The organism is Actinoplanes sp. NPDC051470 (assembly GCF_040682035.1).
GTDB lineage: Bacteria > Actinomycetota > Actinomycetes > Mycobacteriales > Micromonosporaceae > Actinoplanes.
This window is the reverse complement of record NZ_JBFBAA010000009.1, coordinates 166,848-181,545: the sequence shown is the minus strand read 5'-3', so window position 1 is coordinate 181,545 and position 14,698 is coordinate 166,848. Positions and strand designations below refer to the sequence as shown.

The following is a 14,698-nucleotide window of genomic DNA, read 5'->3' as shown; positions in this document are numbered from 1 at the left end:
GCGAATCTTCGGTTCAGATCACTGTGGTGCCGCCGTCGGCGACCAGCTCCATGCCATTGACATAGCTCGAGTCGTTCGAGGCGAGGAACAGGGCGACCGACGCGATCTCTTCCGGGTGGCCCATCTCTCGCCGCGGGATCACGGATTCGAACTGCGCCTTCATCTCCGCGTCCATCACCTGCTCCAGAACCGGCGTGGCGACCTGGCCGGGAGTCAGCACGTTCACCCGGATCTTCCGGTCCCGCAACTCGGACACCCACACCCGCGCGTAGGCGGGCAGCACGGCCTTGCTCGCTGCGTACGCACTCCAGCCGGGGTAGCCCCGCAGCGACGCGTTCGACCCGGTCATGAAGATCGAGCCGCCATCGTTGAACAGCGGCAGCGCCTTCTGGACGGTGAACAGCGTGCCGCGCGCGTTGAGCGAGAAGAGGGCATCGAAGTGCTCCGCCGTCATCTCGCCGAGCCCGCCCTGCTCTCCCATCCCGGCACTTGCCCACAGCACGTCGATGTGGCCCTTTTCCCGCTTGACCGTGTCGAACAAGCGGTCCAGATCGTCGAGGTCGGCCGCGTCACCCTGGACGCCGGTCACGTTCCGGCCGATCAGCTTGACGGCTTCGTCCAGCGCGTCCTTCCGCCGGCCGGTGATGAAGACATGAGCTCCCTCGTCAACGAACAGCTTGGCACCGGCCAGCGCCATCCCGCTTGTCGCGCCCGTGATTACCGCAACCTTGCCATCGAGCTTTCCCACGATCACTCCGTTGAGTTGAGTTAGGTACACCGTTCTGTTTATGTAACGTACCCGACGGTCGGCGGGAGCACAAGCTACGTACACCGATCGGTACCGCACTCGGCCGTGAGACGCCGGGCACGGTCCAGGCGCAGGGTGTGGTTAACGCGATCTATGTAGACCGATCGGTACCGAACGAGCTATGCTGCGGCCATGACGGAGTTGGAGAAGGGGCCCCTGGGCCGGCGCCGCGGCCGGGGCGCGCACGAGCGCATCCTCAGCGCGTCACAGCAGCTGTTCCGGGAGCAGGGCATCAACCGCACCGGCATGGACCAACTCTGCGCCGCCGCCCAGGTGTCCAAGCGCACGGCCTACCAGCACTTCAGCAGCAAGGACGAACTCGTCGCCGAATACCTGCGCCGATTCGATCCCGACGTCATGCCCGGGGTGTTCGACCGCACCGACCTCACACCCCGCGAACGACTCCTCGCCGCCTTCGAGATGCCCGCGTCCACGCCGCTGTGCCCCTACATCGGGGCGGCCGTCGAACTCCACGACCCCCAACACCCCGCGTCCAGGTACGCACGCGACTACAAGACCGCCATCGCCGCGCGGCTCACCGAAACCGCCCGCGAAGCCGGCGCCACCAACCCCAAACAGCTCGGCGAACAACTGGCGCTGCTGATCGACGGCGCCTCGGCCCGCACCCGAGTCCTCAACAGCGATTCCTTCCCCACCGCCGCCGCCATCGCCGCCGTCCTCATCGACAACGCCATCCCCACGTCATCTCCTCGGGAGCCCACCGATGACCGCGGAACCATCGGGACCACTCCCGTTCCGGTGGCAGGCTGATCACGCGTCGTCGCCCGGAAGACGTCGCCGGGCTCGGCGGGGCCGGAGAGCGGGTCGCTAGATCTGGCCGCGGCCATCCGTACGTTCCGTCTGCCGACCCGCCCAGGCCATCAGCGCGTTCGTGCGCTCGACAACCGGCCGGTCGTCGCGGCTGAGCCAGGCGACGTGGCCGTCCGGGCGGACGAGGACTTCGGTGACGCCGGCCAGGGCTGGGTGCGATCCGGACGAGGCGGTCCCGAGGACGACGCGGTCGGCCCAGCCGGCGACCTCTCCCGTCGCCGGACCTACGCCGGACATCGTGAGCAGCAGGAACGAGCCCCCGTGGAGCAGTTCGTAAACGCTGGCGTGGGAGGACAACGCGATATCCGGCATACGGGCGCCGATCAATGGTTCCGCGGACGTGCCGTACCGGGTGTCCAGTGCCGATACCGCGCCGGCGATCCGCCGGTTGACGACGTCGATGCCGAGCAGATCGTCGAGCAAAGCGCGCAAGGCTGTGGCCGGCCGCTCGTACTGCCCGACCAGCGTCAGCTCCAGCAGCAAGGTCTGCACCTCGGTGTTGGCGGTGACGGCGGCACCGACCGGATGACGCTCATCGTGATACGTGTCGAGCAGTCCGTCCGGCGCCCACCCGTGCACCGCCGCGGCCAGCTTCCAGCCGAGGTTCACCGCGTCCTGCAGCCCGGCGTTGAGGCCTTGCCCGGCCGCCGGGAAGTGGATGTGCGCGGCGTCGCCGGCCAGCAGGACGCGGCCGGCCCGGTATCGCATGGCAAGCCGGGTGGCGTTGCCGAAGCGGGACAGCCAGCGGGGCTCGGCGACGCCGAAATCTGTTCCGCAGGATCGCAGCAGCGAGGTCCGGAATTCGTGGAGGGTCACCGGCGTCGACGACGACTCCCGCATCCGTTGCGGGTCGACAACCACAAAGCGGGTTGTCCCGTCGCCGAGCGGAACGGCCAGCACGCCACCGGATTCGGCCCGGCTCAGGGTGGAGGCGTCGACGACGGCGAAGTCGCCGAGCATGCCGGTGAGGGTCTCGTCGGTTCCGGGAAACTCGATCCGGGCTGCTCGCCGGACGACGCTGCGGCCACCGTCGCAGCCGACGACATATTTGGCCGTCAGCTCGGTGTCGCCGACCGCGACGGTGACACCGCCGTGGTCCTGGGAAACTCCGGTTACCACCGAGCCACGCGAGATCGGTACGCCCAGGTCGCGCACCCACTCGGTCAGCAGCCGCTCGGTCCGCGCCTGGGCCAGGAACAGCGTGTAGCCGTGCCGGCTGTCCAGGGCGGCGAAGTCCAGCCGCGTCGGTAGTCCCGCGAAGTGCCATCCGGGAACGGGCTTGCCTTCCACCAGGAAGGCATCGGCCAGCCCGCGCTGGTCCAGCACCTCGACGCTACGCGGATGCAGGGTGAGGGCCCGCGAGTGGCGTTGCGGCGAGTCGCGCCGCTCCACGACCCGCACGCGGACGCCGGCCAGGGCCAGTTCCCCGGCCAGCATGAGGCCGGTGGGGCCCGCTCCCACGACGATCACCTCGGCATCCATCCGATGCCCCCTCCGTCTGAATTATTGAACAGCGTTCACGTGAACGGCGTTCACTATAGTGGGGAGCATGGCCTCCTTGGCAACCCCCGAACCGCAGTCCGGTCCCGCCCGCGGCCGGCCGCCCAGGCTCGACCGCGATCGCACCATCGACGAGGCGTTGCGGCTCCTGGACGAGGGCGGGCTGGACGCGCTGACGATGCGTCGCCTCGGCGATGCGCTGGACGCGCGGGCCGGAGCCCTCTACCGGTACTTCGCCACCAAGCAGGATCTGCTCACCGCGATGGCCGAGCGGATGCTGGCCGGTTGCGGGGACGTCGCCGACAGCCCGGACTGGAAGCAGACCGTCACGGCGCTCGCCCATCGGCTGCGCGCCCGCCTGCTCGCCCATCGCGACGGCGCCCGCGTCTACGCCGGCACCCGCTCGGTCGGGCCGAACACGCTGCAGTTCGCCGAGACCGCCGTCGCGTCGCTCATCAAGGCCGGCTTCGCGCCCAGCGACGCCGCACGGGCGATGTTCGCCATCGTGCATTTCACTGTCGGGCACACCCTCGAGGAGCAAGCGGCCGCCGGCGACCCGGCCGACGTCATGCGACTGCGGGCCGCCCTGGACTCCGGGACCTATCCCGCGCTGGCAACCGCCGGCGCGGCACTGACCGATCCCGGCTTCGCCACCCACTTCGAGTTCGGGCTCACGGCGCTGATCGACGGCCTGCGCGTCAGGCCGCGGAGATAGGTCCGGAATCCTGGCATCGGCGGGGCGGGCCGACGCCTGCGGGACGGGGCCATTACCCGTCACCATGCGTGAGCGGCGCGCAGACCGCCTCAGGCCGTTGGACCCTAGCGCGCCACAGTTGCCCAGAACGCGCGCAGGGTGTCGGCGGCCCGTTCGGGGTCCTGCAGCATCCAGTAGTGGCCGACACCGTCGAGCTCGCGGAGGAGGGCGCCGGTCGTCGCGGCGACCTCCTCGTTCTGGGCGCGGACCTCGTCCGGGTCGACGCCGTCCATCACGTCGCCGGTCGGCATGAGGATCAGGCCGGGAGCGTCGATCGGCCCGGCCTTCCAGTCGGCGGCGAAGTTCGGCCACGCGGAGCGGTAGAGCGCCAGGATCGCGGCGTCCATCGTCTCGTCGTGCGCCGCGTCGATGTCGGCTCCCACCTCGGCCGTCAGGCCGCGCGGGCCCAGCAGCTGACCGAAGGTGCCGGGAGTGCCGGCGCGGACGGACGCGAGGGACTGCTCACCCTCCGGGCTCTGTTGCCACATGGTGGCGATCGGATGCCACCGGTAGCCGGGATGCCAGCCGTAGGCGACGTCGGAGACCCAGCTGCGGACGGGTACGCCGGGGAAGGCAGACACCACCCGCATGACCAGATGGCCGCCCCAGTCGTGGCCTACGAGATCGATGTCGTCACCGAGCTCCCTCAGCTGGTCGGCGAGCCAGACGGCGTACGCGTCCTTGTCGATCAGCTCCGGCGGCCGGGGCGAACCGAAGCCGGGGAGCCGCAGGGCCACGCTGTCACCCGGGAGCAGACGCCGGACGGCGTCCCAGAGGGCCGGCGTTTCCGGCACACCATGAACGAAGACTGTGGTCATGACCAACGATCCTTCGTACCCCCGAGGCCCATGGCCAGGCCGATCCCGGCATGCGCGGCCATGCCGGGCGGGCATGCCAGACTGGCGGGGTGGCCGATGTCGAGCTTCGCCAGTTGCGCTACCTGATCGCCGTCGCCGACGAGGGCGGCATCACCCGTGCCGCCGCGAGCCTGGGGATGACCCAGCCCGCCCTGACCCGGGCCATCGCCACCCTCGAACGGTCCGTGGGGGTCGCCCTCGTCGACCGGCTGCCGCGCGGGGCCGTCCTGACCGCCGCCGGCGACATCCTGGCCGACCGGGCCCGGGCGATCGACCGGGAGGTCGCCGCCGCCGTCCGACAGTCCCGGGAGGTCGGTGTGCGCAAGCCACCCATCCGGGTCAGCGCCCGCGCATGCGACTACGAGCTGCTCGGCGAATTGATCACCGCCAACCCTGGCCATCAGGTCGAGCCGGTCATGGCCCACTGGCGGACGCAACTGGCATCGTTGCGCTCCGGGGCGGTGGACGTCGCTCTGGTCGGCGGCGAGTTCGACGAGACCGCCCTGGAAACCGCCCTGGTCACCGTCCAGGAGCGGGTGGCGATGCTGCCCGCGAACCACCGGTTCGCCGGGCGGGACGTCGTCGACCGCGCCGGGCTTCTCGCGGATCACGTCCTGGGCTGGGCCGGCACCACCGGACCGGAGCGCGATCACTGGCTGGACGGAGCGCCCCTGGCCGGGCCCGAGGTGGAGGACCTGCTCCAGCTCATCGTGCACGTTCGTTCCGGCAACGGCATCGCGTTCGTGCCGCTGCCGATGGTGGCCGAGATCCCGTCGCTGTCCGGGGTTCGCCTGGTCCGGGTCAACGGCCTGGTCCCGGCACGGGTCCGGCTGGTCTGGAGGTCGGATCAGACGTCGACCAGGGTCGCTCGGTTCGTCGCCGCGTGCGAGTCCCGTGACTCGGCGAGCATGAGTGACCGGACAACCTTCTGTGGCGAGGTTCTGCCAAGATGGAACCGGTCGGCGACCTACACCGCCTCCAGGGCGGCGGTCCAGGCTGCTTCGGCGTAGGCGCTGGCGCGATCTCGCCGCTCGTCGCCGCGGCAGCAATCGATCCAGTTCGAACGACCTCAGTCGGCGTTCGGGCGCTTCCGAGAGATGAGCCCGGACCTCGTAATCGGGTTGGAGAGTCCGCAGGGCTGACGGAGCTCCCGGTGAAGCGCACGCCAGGACCCCTGTGTTCGTTCAGTGACCGGAAAATGGTTGACACGTTAACCAGTACTGACCTAGGTTCACACATTAACTAGTCTGCCGGCCCGGCCGCCCGTGCGGCGTGACTTCGTCGGACAACCACTCGGCCGACGTCAGTTCGCGGCGGCGAACATGTCGCTCCCGCCGGCACAACCACAGAAGGACTCGCGGATTCATGAAGTCAGTACTGATCGTCGGAGCAACACAGGGAACCGGTCTCCAGCTCGCGGCTGAGTACGCGCGCCAAGGTGCGAACGTGGTGATCACGGGGCGCGACGCGCAGCGGGCCGCCGACGTGGCCGCGGAGCTGTCCAAGGACGTGACCGGGACCGTTTCGGGCATGGCCCTGGACCTGAGCGTGCCGGGCGAACTAGCTGGTGTCCTGGCCTCGACCGAGCGAATCGACCGCCTCGCCATCGTCGGCGCGGTCCGAGACCGCAACACGCTGGCGACATACGACATCGCGAAAGCCACCGAACTGGCCGTCACGAAGATCGTCGGCTACACGGCCGTGGTCAGCGCACTGGCCCCACGGATGGCCAAGGACGCCTCGATCCTCATCTTCGGCGGCATGGCCAAGGCCTACCCCTACCCCGGTTCCACTACCGTCACCGCGGTCAACAGTGCGGTCACCGGGGTGGTCCGGACCCTGAGCGTCGAACTGGCCCCCGTCCGGGTCAACGCGATCCACCCCGGGCCGATCGAGGACAGCCCGTTCTGGCAGGACGAAAGCCGCAAGGACATGGTGGACTTCTGGCGCAAGCAAGCACTCACCGGCGAACTCGCCCGCATGGACGACATCGTCAACGCCAGCCTGTTCCTGCTGGAGAACCCGCTCGCCAACGGCATCGACCTGTCCGCCGACGGCGGACACGTCTGAGCCTGTCGAACCCGCACGGACGGTCCGGGTTCGTCAGCGCTACAGGAAAGCGCTACAGGAAACAGCCACAGCCTCATCGCCGCAGGACGAGGTTGAGCCTCGTGCCGGATCACGAACCGTTGGCAGGAAGGTGCGCAGGCAGGGTGACCGTCAGCTCCGTACCGTGACCCAGCCGGCTCTCGATCGTGATCGTTCCGCCGTGCGCCTCCGCGAGCTTGCGGGCGATCGGAAGGCCGAGACCGGTGCCGCCGGTGCTGCGGCTGCGGGAGGCGTCCGCGCGCCAGAACCGGTCGAAGACCCTGGGCAGGTCGTCGGGGGCGATGCCGACCCCGGTGTCGGCCACCGTGATGGTCAGCGCTTCGTCGGCGAGCCTCGTGCTGATCGTGACGCTACCGCCCGGCCTGGTGTGCCGGATCGCGTTCGTGACGAGGTTGCCGGCCAGCTGGCGCAGGCGTACGGGGTCGAGGACCAGCACCAGCTCCGCGCCGGCGGTGTCCTGCCGCAGCGCCACCCCAGCCTGCTCGGCCGTGGCGCGGTGAGCCTCGACGACCTGCTCCAGGTTGTCGGCGATCCAGACCGGCTCCGGGTGCAGCCGCAGAGTGTCCGCGTCCGCGGCAGCCAAGTCGCGGAGATCGTCGATCACGTGCTGCAGCAGTTTCGCCTCGCCCAGGATCACGTCCAGCAATGCCGGGCCGAGCGGCGTGAGACCGTCCTGCGCCGCCTCGACCCGGCTACGGATCACGGTCAGCGGCGTACGCAATTCGTGCGCCACGTCCGCGACGAGCTGCCGGCGTTGTTCTTCCACCTGCCGGCGCCGCTCGGACAAGTCGTTGAACGCGGCGGCCAGGTAACCGACCTCGTCACGGGTGGACACCGCCACCGGGCTCTGCCGGTCGACGGGCTGGCGGGCGGCCTCGGTGAGCGCGTGCAGCGGCCGGACCAGGCGGCGACCCGCCAGGACGGTCGCGCCGACGGCGACGAGCAGCACCGCGGCGGTGCCGAGGGTGATCGTGGCGAGATTGCCGCGGGAGAGGTTGAACGCCGGCTGCGCGGCGCCGGTGTCCGAGTCCGTGACGAACATCTGGGCGGGCGGTGCGACGTACGGCCGCAACTGCGCCCGGCGGGCCCGATCCACGCAGTCGCTGATCTGCTCCGAGCTGGCACCGGGCAGCACGGCGTAGACGGTGAAATCGGGCTGGATCGCCACGAACTCCTCGCCGCGCGCGCCCAGGCACTTCCGCGTCTGTCGCTCGAGGACAGTGAGAAGCTGCTGCTCGCTTCTCGTGGCGAAGCCCAGCCCATGATCGGTACGGCAGCCGGCCGTTTCGTTCTTGGCGTCGGCGCTCAGCAGCCGGACGACGGGACGGCCGCTGGGCGTGACATCGACGGTCGCGTCGAAGCCCTGCTTGCGCATGCAGGCCACCTCGGCGTCGGCGGTGGTCCGCAACTGGAGGCGCTCGAGCGGCGGCAGGGCGTACGGGCCGACGGCCCGGGGGTCGATGCGGTCCGTGCCGTCGGTGAGCGCCGCGTCGACGTGCAGCGGGTCGATGGTCGCCGCCGCCCGGGCCGTGCGCAGCGACGGGCCCGGCCCCGAGTCGGCGATGAGGCGCTGGTCCTCGCCGATCAGGGTGATCCGGCGGTCGAGTCGCGCGGACTGCTCCCGCAGCACGGGTTCGACGTCGGACCAGGAGCGATGCGTGGCCGCGTAGCCGAGCAGCAGGTCGTAGACGCTCTTCTCCTCGCCCAGCGAGCGGCCCTGCTCCTGGCGGACGGCGCTGGTCGCGGTGCGAGCGACGAGCCAGGCCGTCGAGAGGGTCGCACAGATGGCGATCAGGATCGAGGTCGTCAGCAGCCGGGTGGTCAGCCGCCGGTGCAGCGGTAGCCGCGGCGGGCGCATCAGGTGCCGTCGGTGAGGCGGTAGCCGACCCCGTACACCGTCAGCAGGTGCGCCGGGCGCCGCGGATTCGCTTCGATCTTGCGGCGCAGGTTCATGACGTGCATGTCGATGGTGCGGGCGTTGGACTCCCGGTCGAATCCGCGAGTGTGCTCCATCAGCTGCGCCCGGCTGAAGACCTGACCGGGGTGCGCCGCCATCGCTGCGAGGATGGCGAACTCCGCCGGCGTACAGTCGATCGCCGCGCCGTCGGCGGTGGCTCGGTGCTGGCCGAGGTCGACGACGAGCCGGCCGATCCGGTGCAGCGTGCCGGCCGCGGCAATCTGTGCCCGGCGGCGCAGCAGGGTCCGCACCCGGGCGACGAGTTCGCGTGGGCTGTAGGGCTTGGTCAGATAGTCGTCGGCGCCCACGTCGAGGCCGAGCAGCAGGTCGTCCTCCCCTGCGCGGGCGGTGAGCATGAGGACCATCACGTCGCTTTCGCGGCGCAGCGTGCGGCAGACGGTCAGCCCGTCGAGGTGCGGCATCATCACGTCGAGGATCAGCAGGTCGGGTTCGTGGTCCCGGGCCCGGGCGAGCGCGACCCGGCCGTCGAGGGCCACGGCGGTGTCGTAGCCCTCGGCGTCGAGGTACCACTGCAGGACCTCGGCCTGCCGCGGGTCGTCCTCGGCGATCAATACGTACGCGCACATGCGGCGACTATAGGTCGGGGCGGCCCACCGCCGGAGCCGCTGATGATCACACAGCCGCGTTGACAGCAAGCGGACAATTCCCTTCCACAATCGCGGTCATGCTCTCTTCTCACCAGGCCCGGCGGATCCTGTACGGTGCTCTGGCCCTCGCCGTGACCGGCGGCGCCGTGGTCATCGGGATGCGATTGGCCCATCATCAGCCCCCGGCCGGCGAACCGGTCGGTTTCGTGGCGGTCAACACCACGGAGGTCGTCGAGCAGACCATGTCGACGAGCGAGTCGCTGCCCGGCAAGCTGGGCTTCGGGGCGGCGCGACCGGTCATCGGCACCCGCGAGGGCGTCGTCACCTGGCTGCCGCGGGCCGGCGCCACCATCGGGCGGGGCGACCAGATGTTCCGGGTCGACGACGAAGCGGTGTCGTTGTTCCTCGGCGGCATGCCGCTCTATCGGACGCTGAGTGAGCCCGGCACGGTGGGCCGCGACGTACGGGTCGTCGCCGAGAACCTCGAGGCGCTCGGCTATCCGATCGGCCGTCAGCCGAAGAGTGGCGAACGCGTGACACAGCAGTCTCCCGCCCGACCCACGGCTTCATCACCGGCACCGTCACATTCGGCGGCGGCGCCGGCTCCCGCGCCGGTGTCCCGCTCGGTGGTGGTCGGGCGCGGTGAGGGCGTGTACACCCGGTCATTGATCGCTGCCGTGAAGAGCTGGCAGCGCGCCGAGCGGCTGCCGGTGACGGGCCGGATCGAGGCGGCCGACGTCGTCGTCTTCCCGGGCGCTGTCCGCGTCAACTCGCTGTCGGTGCAGTTGGGTGCCCCGGCGTCCGGGCCTCTGCTGACCGTTTCGACCACCGCGAAGGTCATCACGGTGGCGGCCGAACCCGGACAGGCGGCCGCAATCGACAAGGGCGACCGAGCCACGATCACGATGCCGGACAACGACGAGGTCCCCGGCACGGTGAGCTCAGTGGGCGCCACCGCGCCGGTCGAGGGATCCGGCGACGAGCCCGGCTTCACCGTGGTCGTCACGGTGAACGATCCAAAGGCGGTCGCCGCGCTGGACGCCGGTCAGGTGCAGGTCACCTTCACCGCCGAGACGCATCGGGACGTGCTGGCCGTGCCGGTCGACGCGCTGCTCGCGCTCGCCGAGGGCGGCTACGCCGTACAGACCGAGGACGGCCGGCTCTTCGCGGTGAAGACGGGCCTGTACGCCAAGGGCTACGTCGAAATCACCGGCGCGGGCCTGACCGCCGGCATGCGCGTGGTGACGGCGTCATGACCGACACCCGGCGCGTACGCCTGTCACCGCTTGATCTGCTGGCCCTGGGGCTGATCGGCATCCGGACCCGGCGGGGACGGGCGGCGCTGTCAGCCATCGGCATCGCCATCGGCATCGCGACCATGATCGTGGTGATCGGCATCCCGGCGTCGAGCCAGGCCTCGCTTGTGCGCGAGCTGTCCGCGCTCGGCACCAACGTGCTGGAGGTGCGAACCCCGCCCGACGCCGATCCACCGGTCGCCTTCCCGCCGACGGCGCTCGGCATGGTCGAGCGTATTGGCCCGATCCTGCGTTCGGGCGCGGTCGGCAACACCCACGCGGTGGTCCGCCGCTCCGATCAGGCCGGCGCCGCCGGCTCCGGGCTGGCGGTCCTGGCCAGCAGCCTCGACCTGCCGGAGAGCGTCAACGCCCGGATCGCCCGGGGCCGGTGGCTGGCCCCGCCCGCCTCGGCGTTCCCCACGGCGGTGCTCGGCGCCGTGGCGGCGACCAGGCTCGGCATCAACCGGATCGACGGCTCCCCCGGCCCGCTGATCCTGATCGGGAACACCTGGTTCACCGTCATCGGCATCCTCGCCCCGATACCGCTCTCCGCCGAGCTCGACCGCTCGGTGCTGGTCGGCTGGGAAGCGGCCCGCGACTGGCTCGGCTTCGACGGGCGCCCCACCGTCGTGTACGTCCAGTCGCAGGAGGACGCGATCGAGTCGGTACGCGCCGTGCTGCCGGCCACCGTGTACCCGCAGAGTCCCGGCAAGGCGATCGTCACCCGGCCCTCCGAAGCGCTGGCGGCCAAACGCCTCACCCAGACCGCGTTCGCGGCGCTGTTCCTCGGGCTGGCCGGCATCGCCCTGCTGGTCGGCGGGATCGGGGTGGCCAACACCATGGTGATCTCGGTGCTGGAACGACGGTCCGAGATAGGGCTGCGCCGGGCGCTGGGGGCGAACCGTGGGCAGATTCGCGGGCAGTTCCTCACCGAGTCCGTGGTGCTCTCGGTGCTCGGCGGCGCCGCCGGAACAGCTCTGGGACTGCTGACGACGTTCGGCTATGCGACGTATCAGGGGTGGCCCGTGGTCATACCCGGCGCCGCGGTGCTGGCCGGCCTCGGCGGCGCCGTACTGATCGGCATGGTGGCCGGCGTCTATCCCTCCGTCCGGGCCTCCCGGCTGACCCCCACCCAGGCCCTCGCCGCGAATTGACAGGTTCTATACACCTCTGGTCCAGGCTGAGGCGCATGCGAAAAGCAGTCACCATCATCGTCGCGGCTCTGGCCCTCGCCGCCTGCGGGACCTCGGACCCCGAACCGTCGGCCAAGCCGAAGGTAGCCACCCTGCAGAGCGCCGCCCCGTCGGCCAAACCGCCCGCCGACGAGGAGGACAAGCGCCCGCTGATCAGGGCGGACACCTCCCGGGAAGAGGTAGGCAGGATGGGTGAGGTCTACAACCGATGCCTGCGCGACCACGGCCTGCCCGGGAAGGACCTGGGCCACGGCATGTGGAAGCCCACCGTGGAGGAGGAGTCGGGAACGCACCCCGAGGCGTTCGCGGCATGTCACGGCAAACAACCGGAAATTGCCATGGAGCGCCTCAAACGACAGAACTTCGAGGAGTACGCGGACCGCTACCACGCGTTCGTCAAGTGCATTCAGGACGCGGGCGTCGATGTCTCCGTCCGCGGAGACGGCCCGTTGATCACCTTCAACAAGGAGGGTGACAGCTTCGATGACCGGGTCACCAAGATCACCGAGAACTGCTCGAAGCTCACCAAGTTCCAGTAGCAACGATCGAGCCGGAGGGACAACCTGATGGCAGACACCGTCCTCGCGGTGCACGGCGCCGGAAAGCGCTACCCGGGCGGGGTCGACGCGCTCGCGGACGTCTCCCTGCGCATCACAGCCGGTGAGCTGCTGGCCATCGTCGGACCGTCCGGCTCGGGCAAATCCACCCTGCTGCACCTGATGGGCACCTTGGACCGCCCCTCCACCGGCACGGTGCATCTCGGCGGCCACGACACGTCCCGCATGACGGACCGGGAGTTGTCCGCGCTGCGCGGGCGCATGCTCGGCTTCGTCTTCCAGCAGTTCCACCTCGCCGAGGGGCTGACCGCCGAGGAGAACGTGGCGACCGGAGCGCTCTACTGCGGGATCCCGCGCGGGCGCCGTCCCGCGATGGCCCGCGAGGCGCTGGCCCGGGTCGGACTGGCCCACCGCATGAGTCACCGCCCGGGCCAGCTCTCGGGCGGTGAACGCCAGCGTGTCGCCATCGCCCGCGCGCTGGTGAACAAACCGGCGCTGGTGCTGGCGGACGAACCGACCGGCGCCCTGGACACCGCGACAGGGCGGGCCGTCCTGGAACTCATGCGGCAGCTGCACGCCGAGGGCAGCACGATCGCCGTGATCACCCACGACCGCGACATCGCCGTGGCCCTGCCGCGCCGGATCGAGATCCGCGACGGCCGCCTGGTCGCCGACATCATCCAATGATCCCCACCCGCGGCGGCGCCGGATGTTGACGAGGAGGCTTATCCGCTACGGTCAGTAACACATCGACCGGATAGTCACGGGAAGGTTCACGCTCGCCGGTCATGCGGTGCCACCGGCCTGTTGACCGGGCGTCGGAGTCTCAGTCATCTGACGGAGGCCCTCGTCCACGGTGACGGCCGGCGTGTAACCCAGGGCGGTGCGCGCCCGCGTGATGTCGTAGGCCCGGTCCCGCCCCATGAACGAGATGATCCATTGAGTCAGTGGCGGTGCGGTGGCGCTGCGCCGGGCTCTGGCCAAGGTCTGCATGAGCGTGGCGAGTGGCGACGCGATTGCCCGCGGGTAGCTGGCCGCCTTGCTCACGTCGATGCCCTGGGTGGCGAGCAACGGGGTGAAGAACTCCCGGACAGCACGGGGGCTGTCGTCGGTCACATAGCAGACCAGGCCGTGCTCGCCCCGGGTGAGCGCCAGGGCGGCGGCGTGAGCGAGGTTCTCGACGTGGCAGAAATCGATCGTGTGCCGGCCCTCGTCGATCCAGGAGAACCGGCCGGCCTCCACCGTGTCGATGAATCCCCGCAGATTCATCCCGCGGCCCCACAGGAACGGCGGCCGGAGGATCACCAGGGCGGTGTCCTCATGGGGTTGTGACAGCATCTCCTGCTCCGTGCGCAGTTTGATCCGGCTGTAGGCGATGTTCGGCCGGCCGGTGTCGGAGATCTCGTCGACGACGCTCGCGTCGTTGCCGCCGGTGGAGACGCTCGCCGCCGAGAGCAGAACGAATCGCTTGACCTTGGCGGCGACGGCGGCACGGTACAGAGCCAGTGCCGGTCTCAGGTTGCGGTCGATGAACAGCTCATCAGGCCCCCAGAACGCCATGAGGGCCGCCGCGTGGACAACGGCGTCGACCTTGCCCAGGACGTCCACCCAGCCGGCCCCGAGGCTCGGCCGGCGCACACCGGAATCGGCCTCATCGTGTTCGACCAGTTCCTCCAGATCGCCGCGTACCGGCAACGCTCCGGCCGCCGCGACCGCCTCGGCGGCCCGGGAGGACCTTGCGAGACCATGCACCACATGCCCGTCGGCGACCAGCTTGCGAATGATGGCCGCACCGGCGAAGCCCGATCCACCGGTGAGGAAGACGTCCACAGAACCTCCATAAAAGTTGATCTCTCGCCTGCATCGTAGACGCCGCCGGGTCGAGCCATCGATGCCGAGCCATCGGCCGGTGACTTCAGCTGGCGGCGAAGGCCCCGCGGCCAGATCAGGCCGTTGCGCGGCGCGTGAGTGACCGCATGAGTGCGACGCACCTTCACGATGCGATCAGGCGCTCGATCGAGCCGGCGGAGAGCAACCTTTCCGGTGCGAGGTCCGTCAAGGGGATATGACTGGAAAAATTCGGCCCTGGAGGCGGCGTACGCGCTCCTGGTCTCATCCCTCCGGCGCTCCGTCTCGCGTCGCTCATCACCTGCCGGCGCTTGACGAGTTCACCGGTGGACCGGAGAGCGAGAGCATCGTAGTGAGCGAATTGCGAAAGCACCTCGGAAG

At 70.0% G+C, this 14,698-nt stretch carries 14 protein-coding genes; 8 read left to right on the top strand and 6 right to left on the bottom strand.

Annotated elements, in window-relative coordinates:
- Nucleotides 1-13 precede the first annotated feature (13 nt).
- Nucleotides 14-748, bottom strand: a complete 735-nt coding sequence (locus AB0M54_RS18355) for an SDR family oxidoreductase (RefSeq protein WP_364472582.1) — start codon at nt 746-748, stop codon at nt 14-16.
- Between the two features lie 192 nt (nt 749-940).
- Here AB0M54_RS18355 and AB0M54_RS18350 point away from each other — a divergent pair, with 192 nt between their 5' ends.
- Complete coding sequence (locus AB0M54_RS18350) at nt 941-1,579, top strand: TetR/AcrR family transcriptional regulator (protein ID WP_364472580.1); 639 nt, start codon at nt 941-943, stop codon at nt 1,577-1,579.
- Nucleotides 1,580-1,636: 57 nt separating this feature from the next.
- On the opposite strand, the gene AB0M54_RS18345 is transcribed toward AB0M54_RS18350, so the two are convergent.
- Nucleotides 1,637-3,121 carry an FAD-dependent monooxygenase gene (locus AB0M54_RS18345; protein WP_364472578.1) on the bottom strand — a complete coding sequence of 495 codons (1,485 nt, stop codon included), beginning with the start codon at nt 3,119-3,121 and terminating at the stop codon, nt 1,637-1,639.
- 67 nt (nt 3,122-3,188) lie between these two features.
- Between AB0M54_RS18345 and AB0M54_RS18340 the strand changes: the two genes are divergently transcribed.
- Nucleotides 3,189-3,854 (top strand): TetR/AcrR family transcriptional regulator C-terminal domain-containing protein, encoded by a 666-nt coding sequence (locus AB0M54_RS18340; RefSeq protein WP_364324613.1) that lies wholly within the window; start codon nt 3,189-3,191, stop codon nt 3,852-3,854.
- A gap of 104 nt (nt 3,855-3,958) precedes the next feature.
- Here the strand turns inward: AB0M54_RS18340 and AB0M54_RS18335 are convergent, their stop codons facing one another.
- Nucleotides 3,959-4,711, bottom strand: a complete 753-nt coding sequence (locus AB0M54_RS18335; RefSeq protein WP_364472576.1) for an alpha/beta hydrolase — start codon at nt 4,709-4,711, stop codon at nt 3,959-3,961.
- Between the two features lie 89 nt (nt 4,712-4,800).
- On the opposite strand from AB0M54_RS18335, the gene AB0M54_RS18330 reads away from it, so the two are divergent.
- Entirely contained in the window at nt 4,801-5,760 is a 960-nt protein-coding gene (locus tag AB0M54_RS18330) for a LysR family transcriptional regulator (RefSeq protein ID WP_364472575.1), read from the top strand.
- Between the two features lie 355 nt (nt 5,761-6,115).
- Nucleotides 6,116-6,820: an SDR family oxidoreductase gene (locus AB0M54_RS18325; protein ID WP_364324604.1), complete on the top strand. Its 705-nt coding sequence runs from the start codon at nt 6,116-6,118 to the stop codon at nt 6,818-6,820.
- 109 nt (nt 6,821-6,929) lie between these two features.
- On the opposite strand, the gene AB0M54_RS18320 is transcribed toward AB0M54_RS18325, so the two are convergent.
- Together AB0M54_RS18320 and AB0M54_RS18315 are read right to left on the bottom strand one after the other, a co-directional pair.
- Nucleotides 6,930-8,717, bottom strand: a complete 1,788-nt coding sequence (locus tag AB0M54_RS18320; protein WP_364472573.1) for a HAMP domain-containing sensor histidine kinase — start codon at nt 8,715-8,717, stop codon at nt 6,930-6,932.
- Nucleotides 8,717-9,403, bottom strand: coding sequence for a response regulator transcription factor (locus AB0M54_RS18315; RefSeq protein ID WP_364472571.1), 687 nt, complete (start codon nt 9,401-9,403; stop codon nt 8,717-8,719). The genes AB0M54_RS18320 and AB0M54_RS18315 overlap by 1 nt, the downstream gene beginning before the upstream one ends.
- 98 nt (nt 9,404-9,501) lie before the next feature.
- Between AB0M54_RS18315 and AB0M54_RS18310 the strand changes: the two genes are divergently transcribed.
- Genes AB0M54_RS18310 through AB0M54_RS18295 form a run of 4 tightly spaced genes read left to right on the top strand, consistent with a single transcriptional unit; the run spans nt 9,502 to nt 13,156 of the window.
- Nucleotides 9,502-10,680, top strand: a complete 1,179-nt coding sequence (locus tag AB0M54_RS18310; protein ID WP_364472569.1) for an efflux RND transporter periplasmic adaptor subunit — start codon at nt 9,502-9,504, stop codon at nt 10,678-10,680.
- Nucleotides 10,677-11,873, top strand: coding sequence for an ABC transporter permease (locus tag AB0M54_RS18305; RefSeq protein ID WP_364324592.1), 1,197 nt, complete (start codon nt 10,677-10,679; stop codon nt 11,871-11,873). Before AB0M54_RS18310 ends, AB0M54_RS18305 begins: the two co-directional genes overlap by 4 nt.
- A gap of 35 nt (nt 11,874-11,908) precedes the next feature.
- Nucleotides 11,909-12,451, top strand: coding sequence for a hypothetical protein (locus tag AB0M54_RS18300; RefSeq protein ID WP_364324589.1), 543 nt, complete (start codon nt 11,909-11,911; stop codon nt 12,449-12,451).
- Between the two features lie 27 nt (nt 12,452-12,478).
- Complete coding sequence (locus AB0M54_RS18295) at nt 12,479-13,156, top strand: ABC transporter ATP-binding protein (protein ID WP_364472567.1); 678 nt, start codon at nt 12,479-12,481, stop codon at nt 13,154-13,156.
- Between the two features lie 99 nt (nt 13,157-13,255).
- Here AB0M54_RS18295 and AB0M54_RS18290 read toward each other — a convergent pair whose 3' ends face one another.
- On the bottom strand, nt 13,256-14,299 hold the full coding sequence (locus AB0M54_RS18290) for an NAD(P)-dependent oxidoreductase (protein WP_364472565.1): 1,044 nt from the start codon (nt 14,297-14,299) through the stop codon (nt 13,256-13,258).
- Nucleotides 14,300-14,698 lie beyond the last annotated feature (399 nt).

Excerpts from the sequence above, each read along its gene's own strand:
- AB0M54_RS18340 (WP_364324613.1), top strand. The coding sequence starts at position 3,189 with ATGGCCTCCTTGGCAACCCCCGAACCGCAGTCCGGTCCCGCCCGCGGC.
- AB0M54_RS18325 (WP_364324604.1), top strand. The coding sequence starts at position 6,116 with ATGAAGTCAGTACTGATCGTCGGAGCAACACAGGGAACCGGTCTCCAG.
- AB0M54_RS18335 (WP_364472576.1), bottom strand. The coding sequence starts at position 4,711 with ATGACCACAGTCTTCGTTCATGGTGTGCCGGAAACGCCGGCCCTCTGG.
- AB0M54_RS18315 (WP_364472571.1), bottom strand. The coding sequence starts at position 9,403 with ATGTGCGCGTACGTATTGATCGCCGAGGACGACCCGCGGCAGGCCGAG.
- AB0M54_RS18320 (WP_364472573.1), bottom strand. The coding sequence starts at position 8,717 with ATGCGCCCGCCGCGGCTACCGCTGCACCGGCGGCTGACCACCCGGCTG.
- AB0M54_RS18295 (WP_364472567.1), top strand. The coding sequence starts at position 12,479 with ATGGCAGACACCGTCCTCGCGGTGCACGGCGCCGGAAAGCGCTACCCG.
- AB0M54_RS18345 (WP_364472578.1), bottom strand. The coding sequence starts at position 3,121 with ATGGATGCCGAGGTGATCGTCGTGGGAGCGGGCCCCACCGGCCTCATG.
- AB0M54_RS18310 (WP_364472569.1), top strand. The coding sequence starts at position 9,502 with ATGCTCTCTTCTCACCAGGCCCGGCGGATCCTGTACGGTGCTCTGGCC.
- AB0M54_RS18350 (WP_364472580.1), top strand. The coding sequence starts at position 941 with ATGACGGAGTTGGAGAAGGGGCCCCTGGGCCGGCGCCGCGGCCGGGGC.
- AB0M54_RS18305 (WP_364324592.1), top strand. The coding sequence starts at position 10,677 with ATGACCGACACCCGGCGCGTACGCCTGTCACCGCTTGATCTGCTGGCC.
- AB0M54_RS18300 (WP_364324589.1), top strand. The coding sequence starts at position 11,909 with ATGCGAAAAGCAGTCACCATCATCGTCGCGGCTCTGGCCCTCGCCGCC.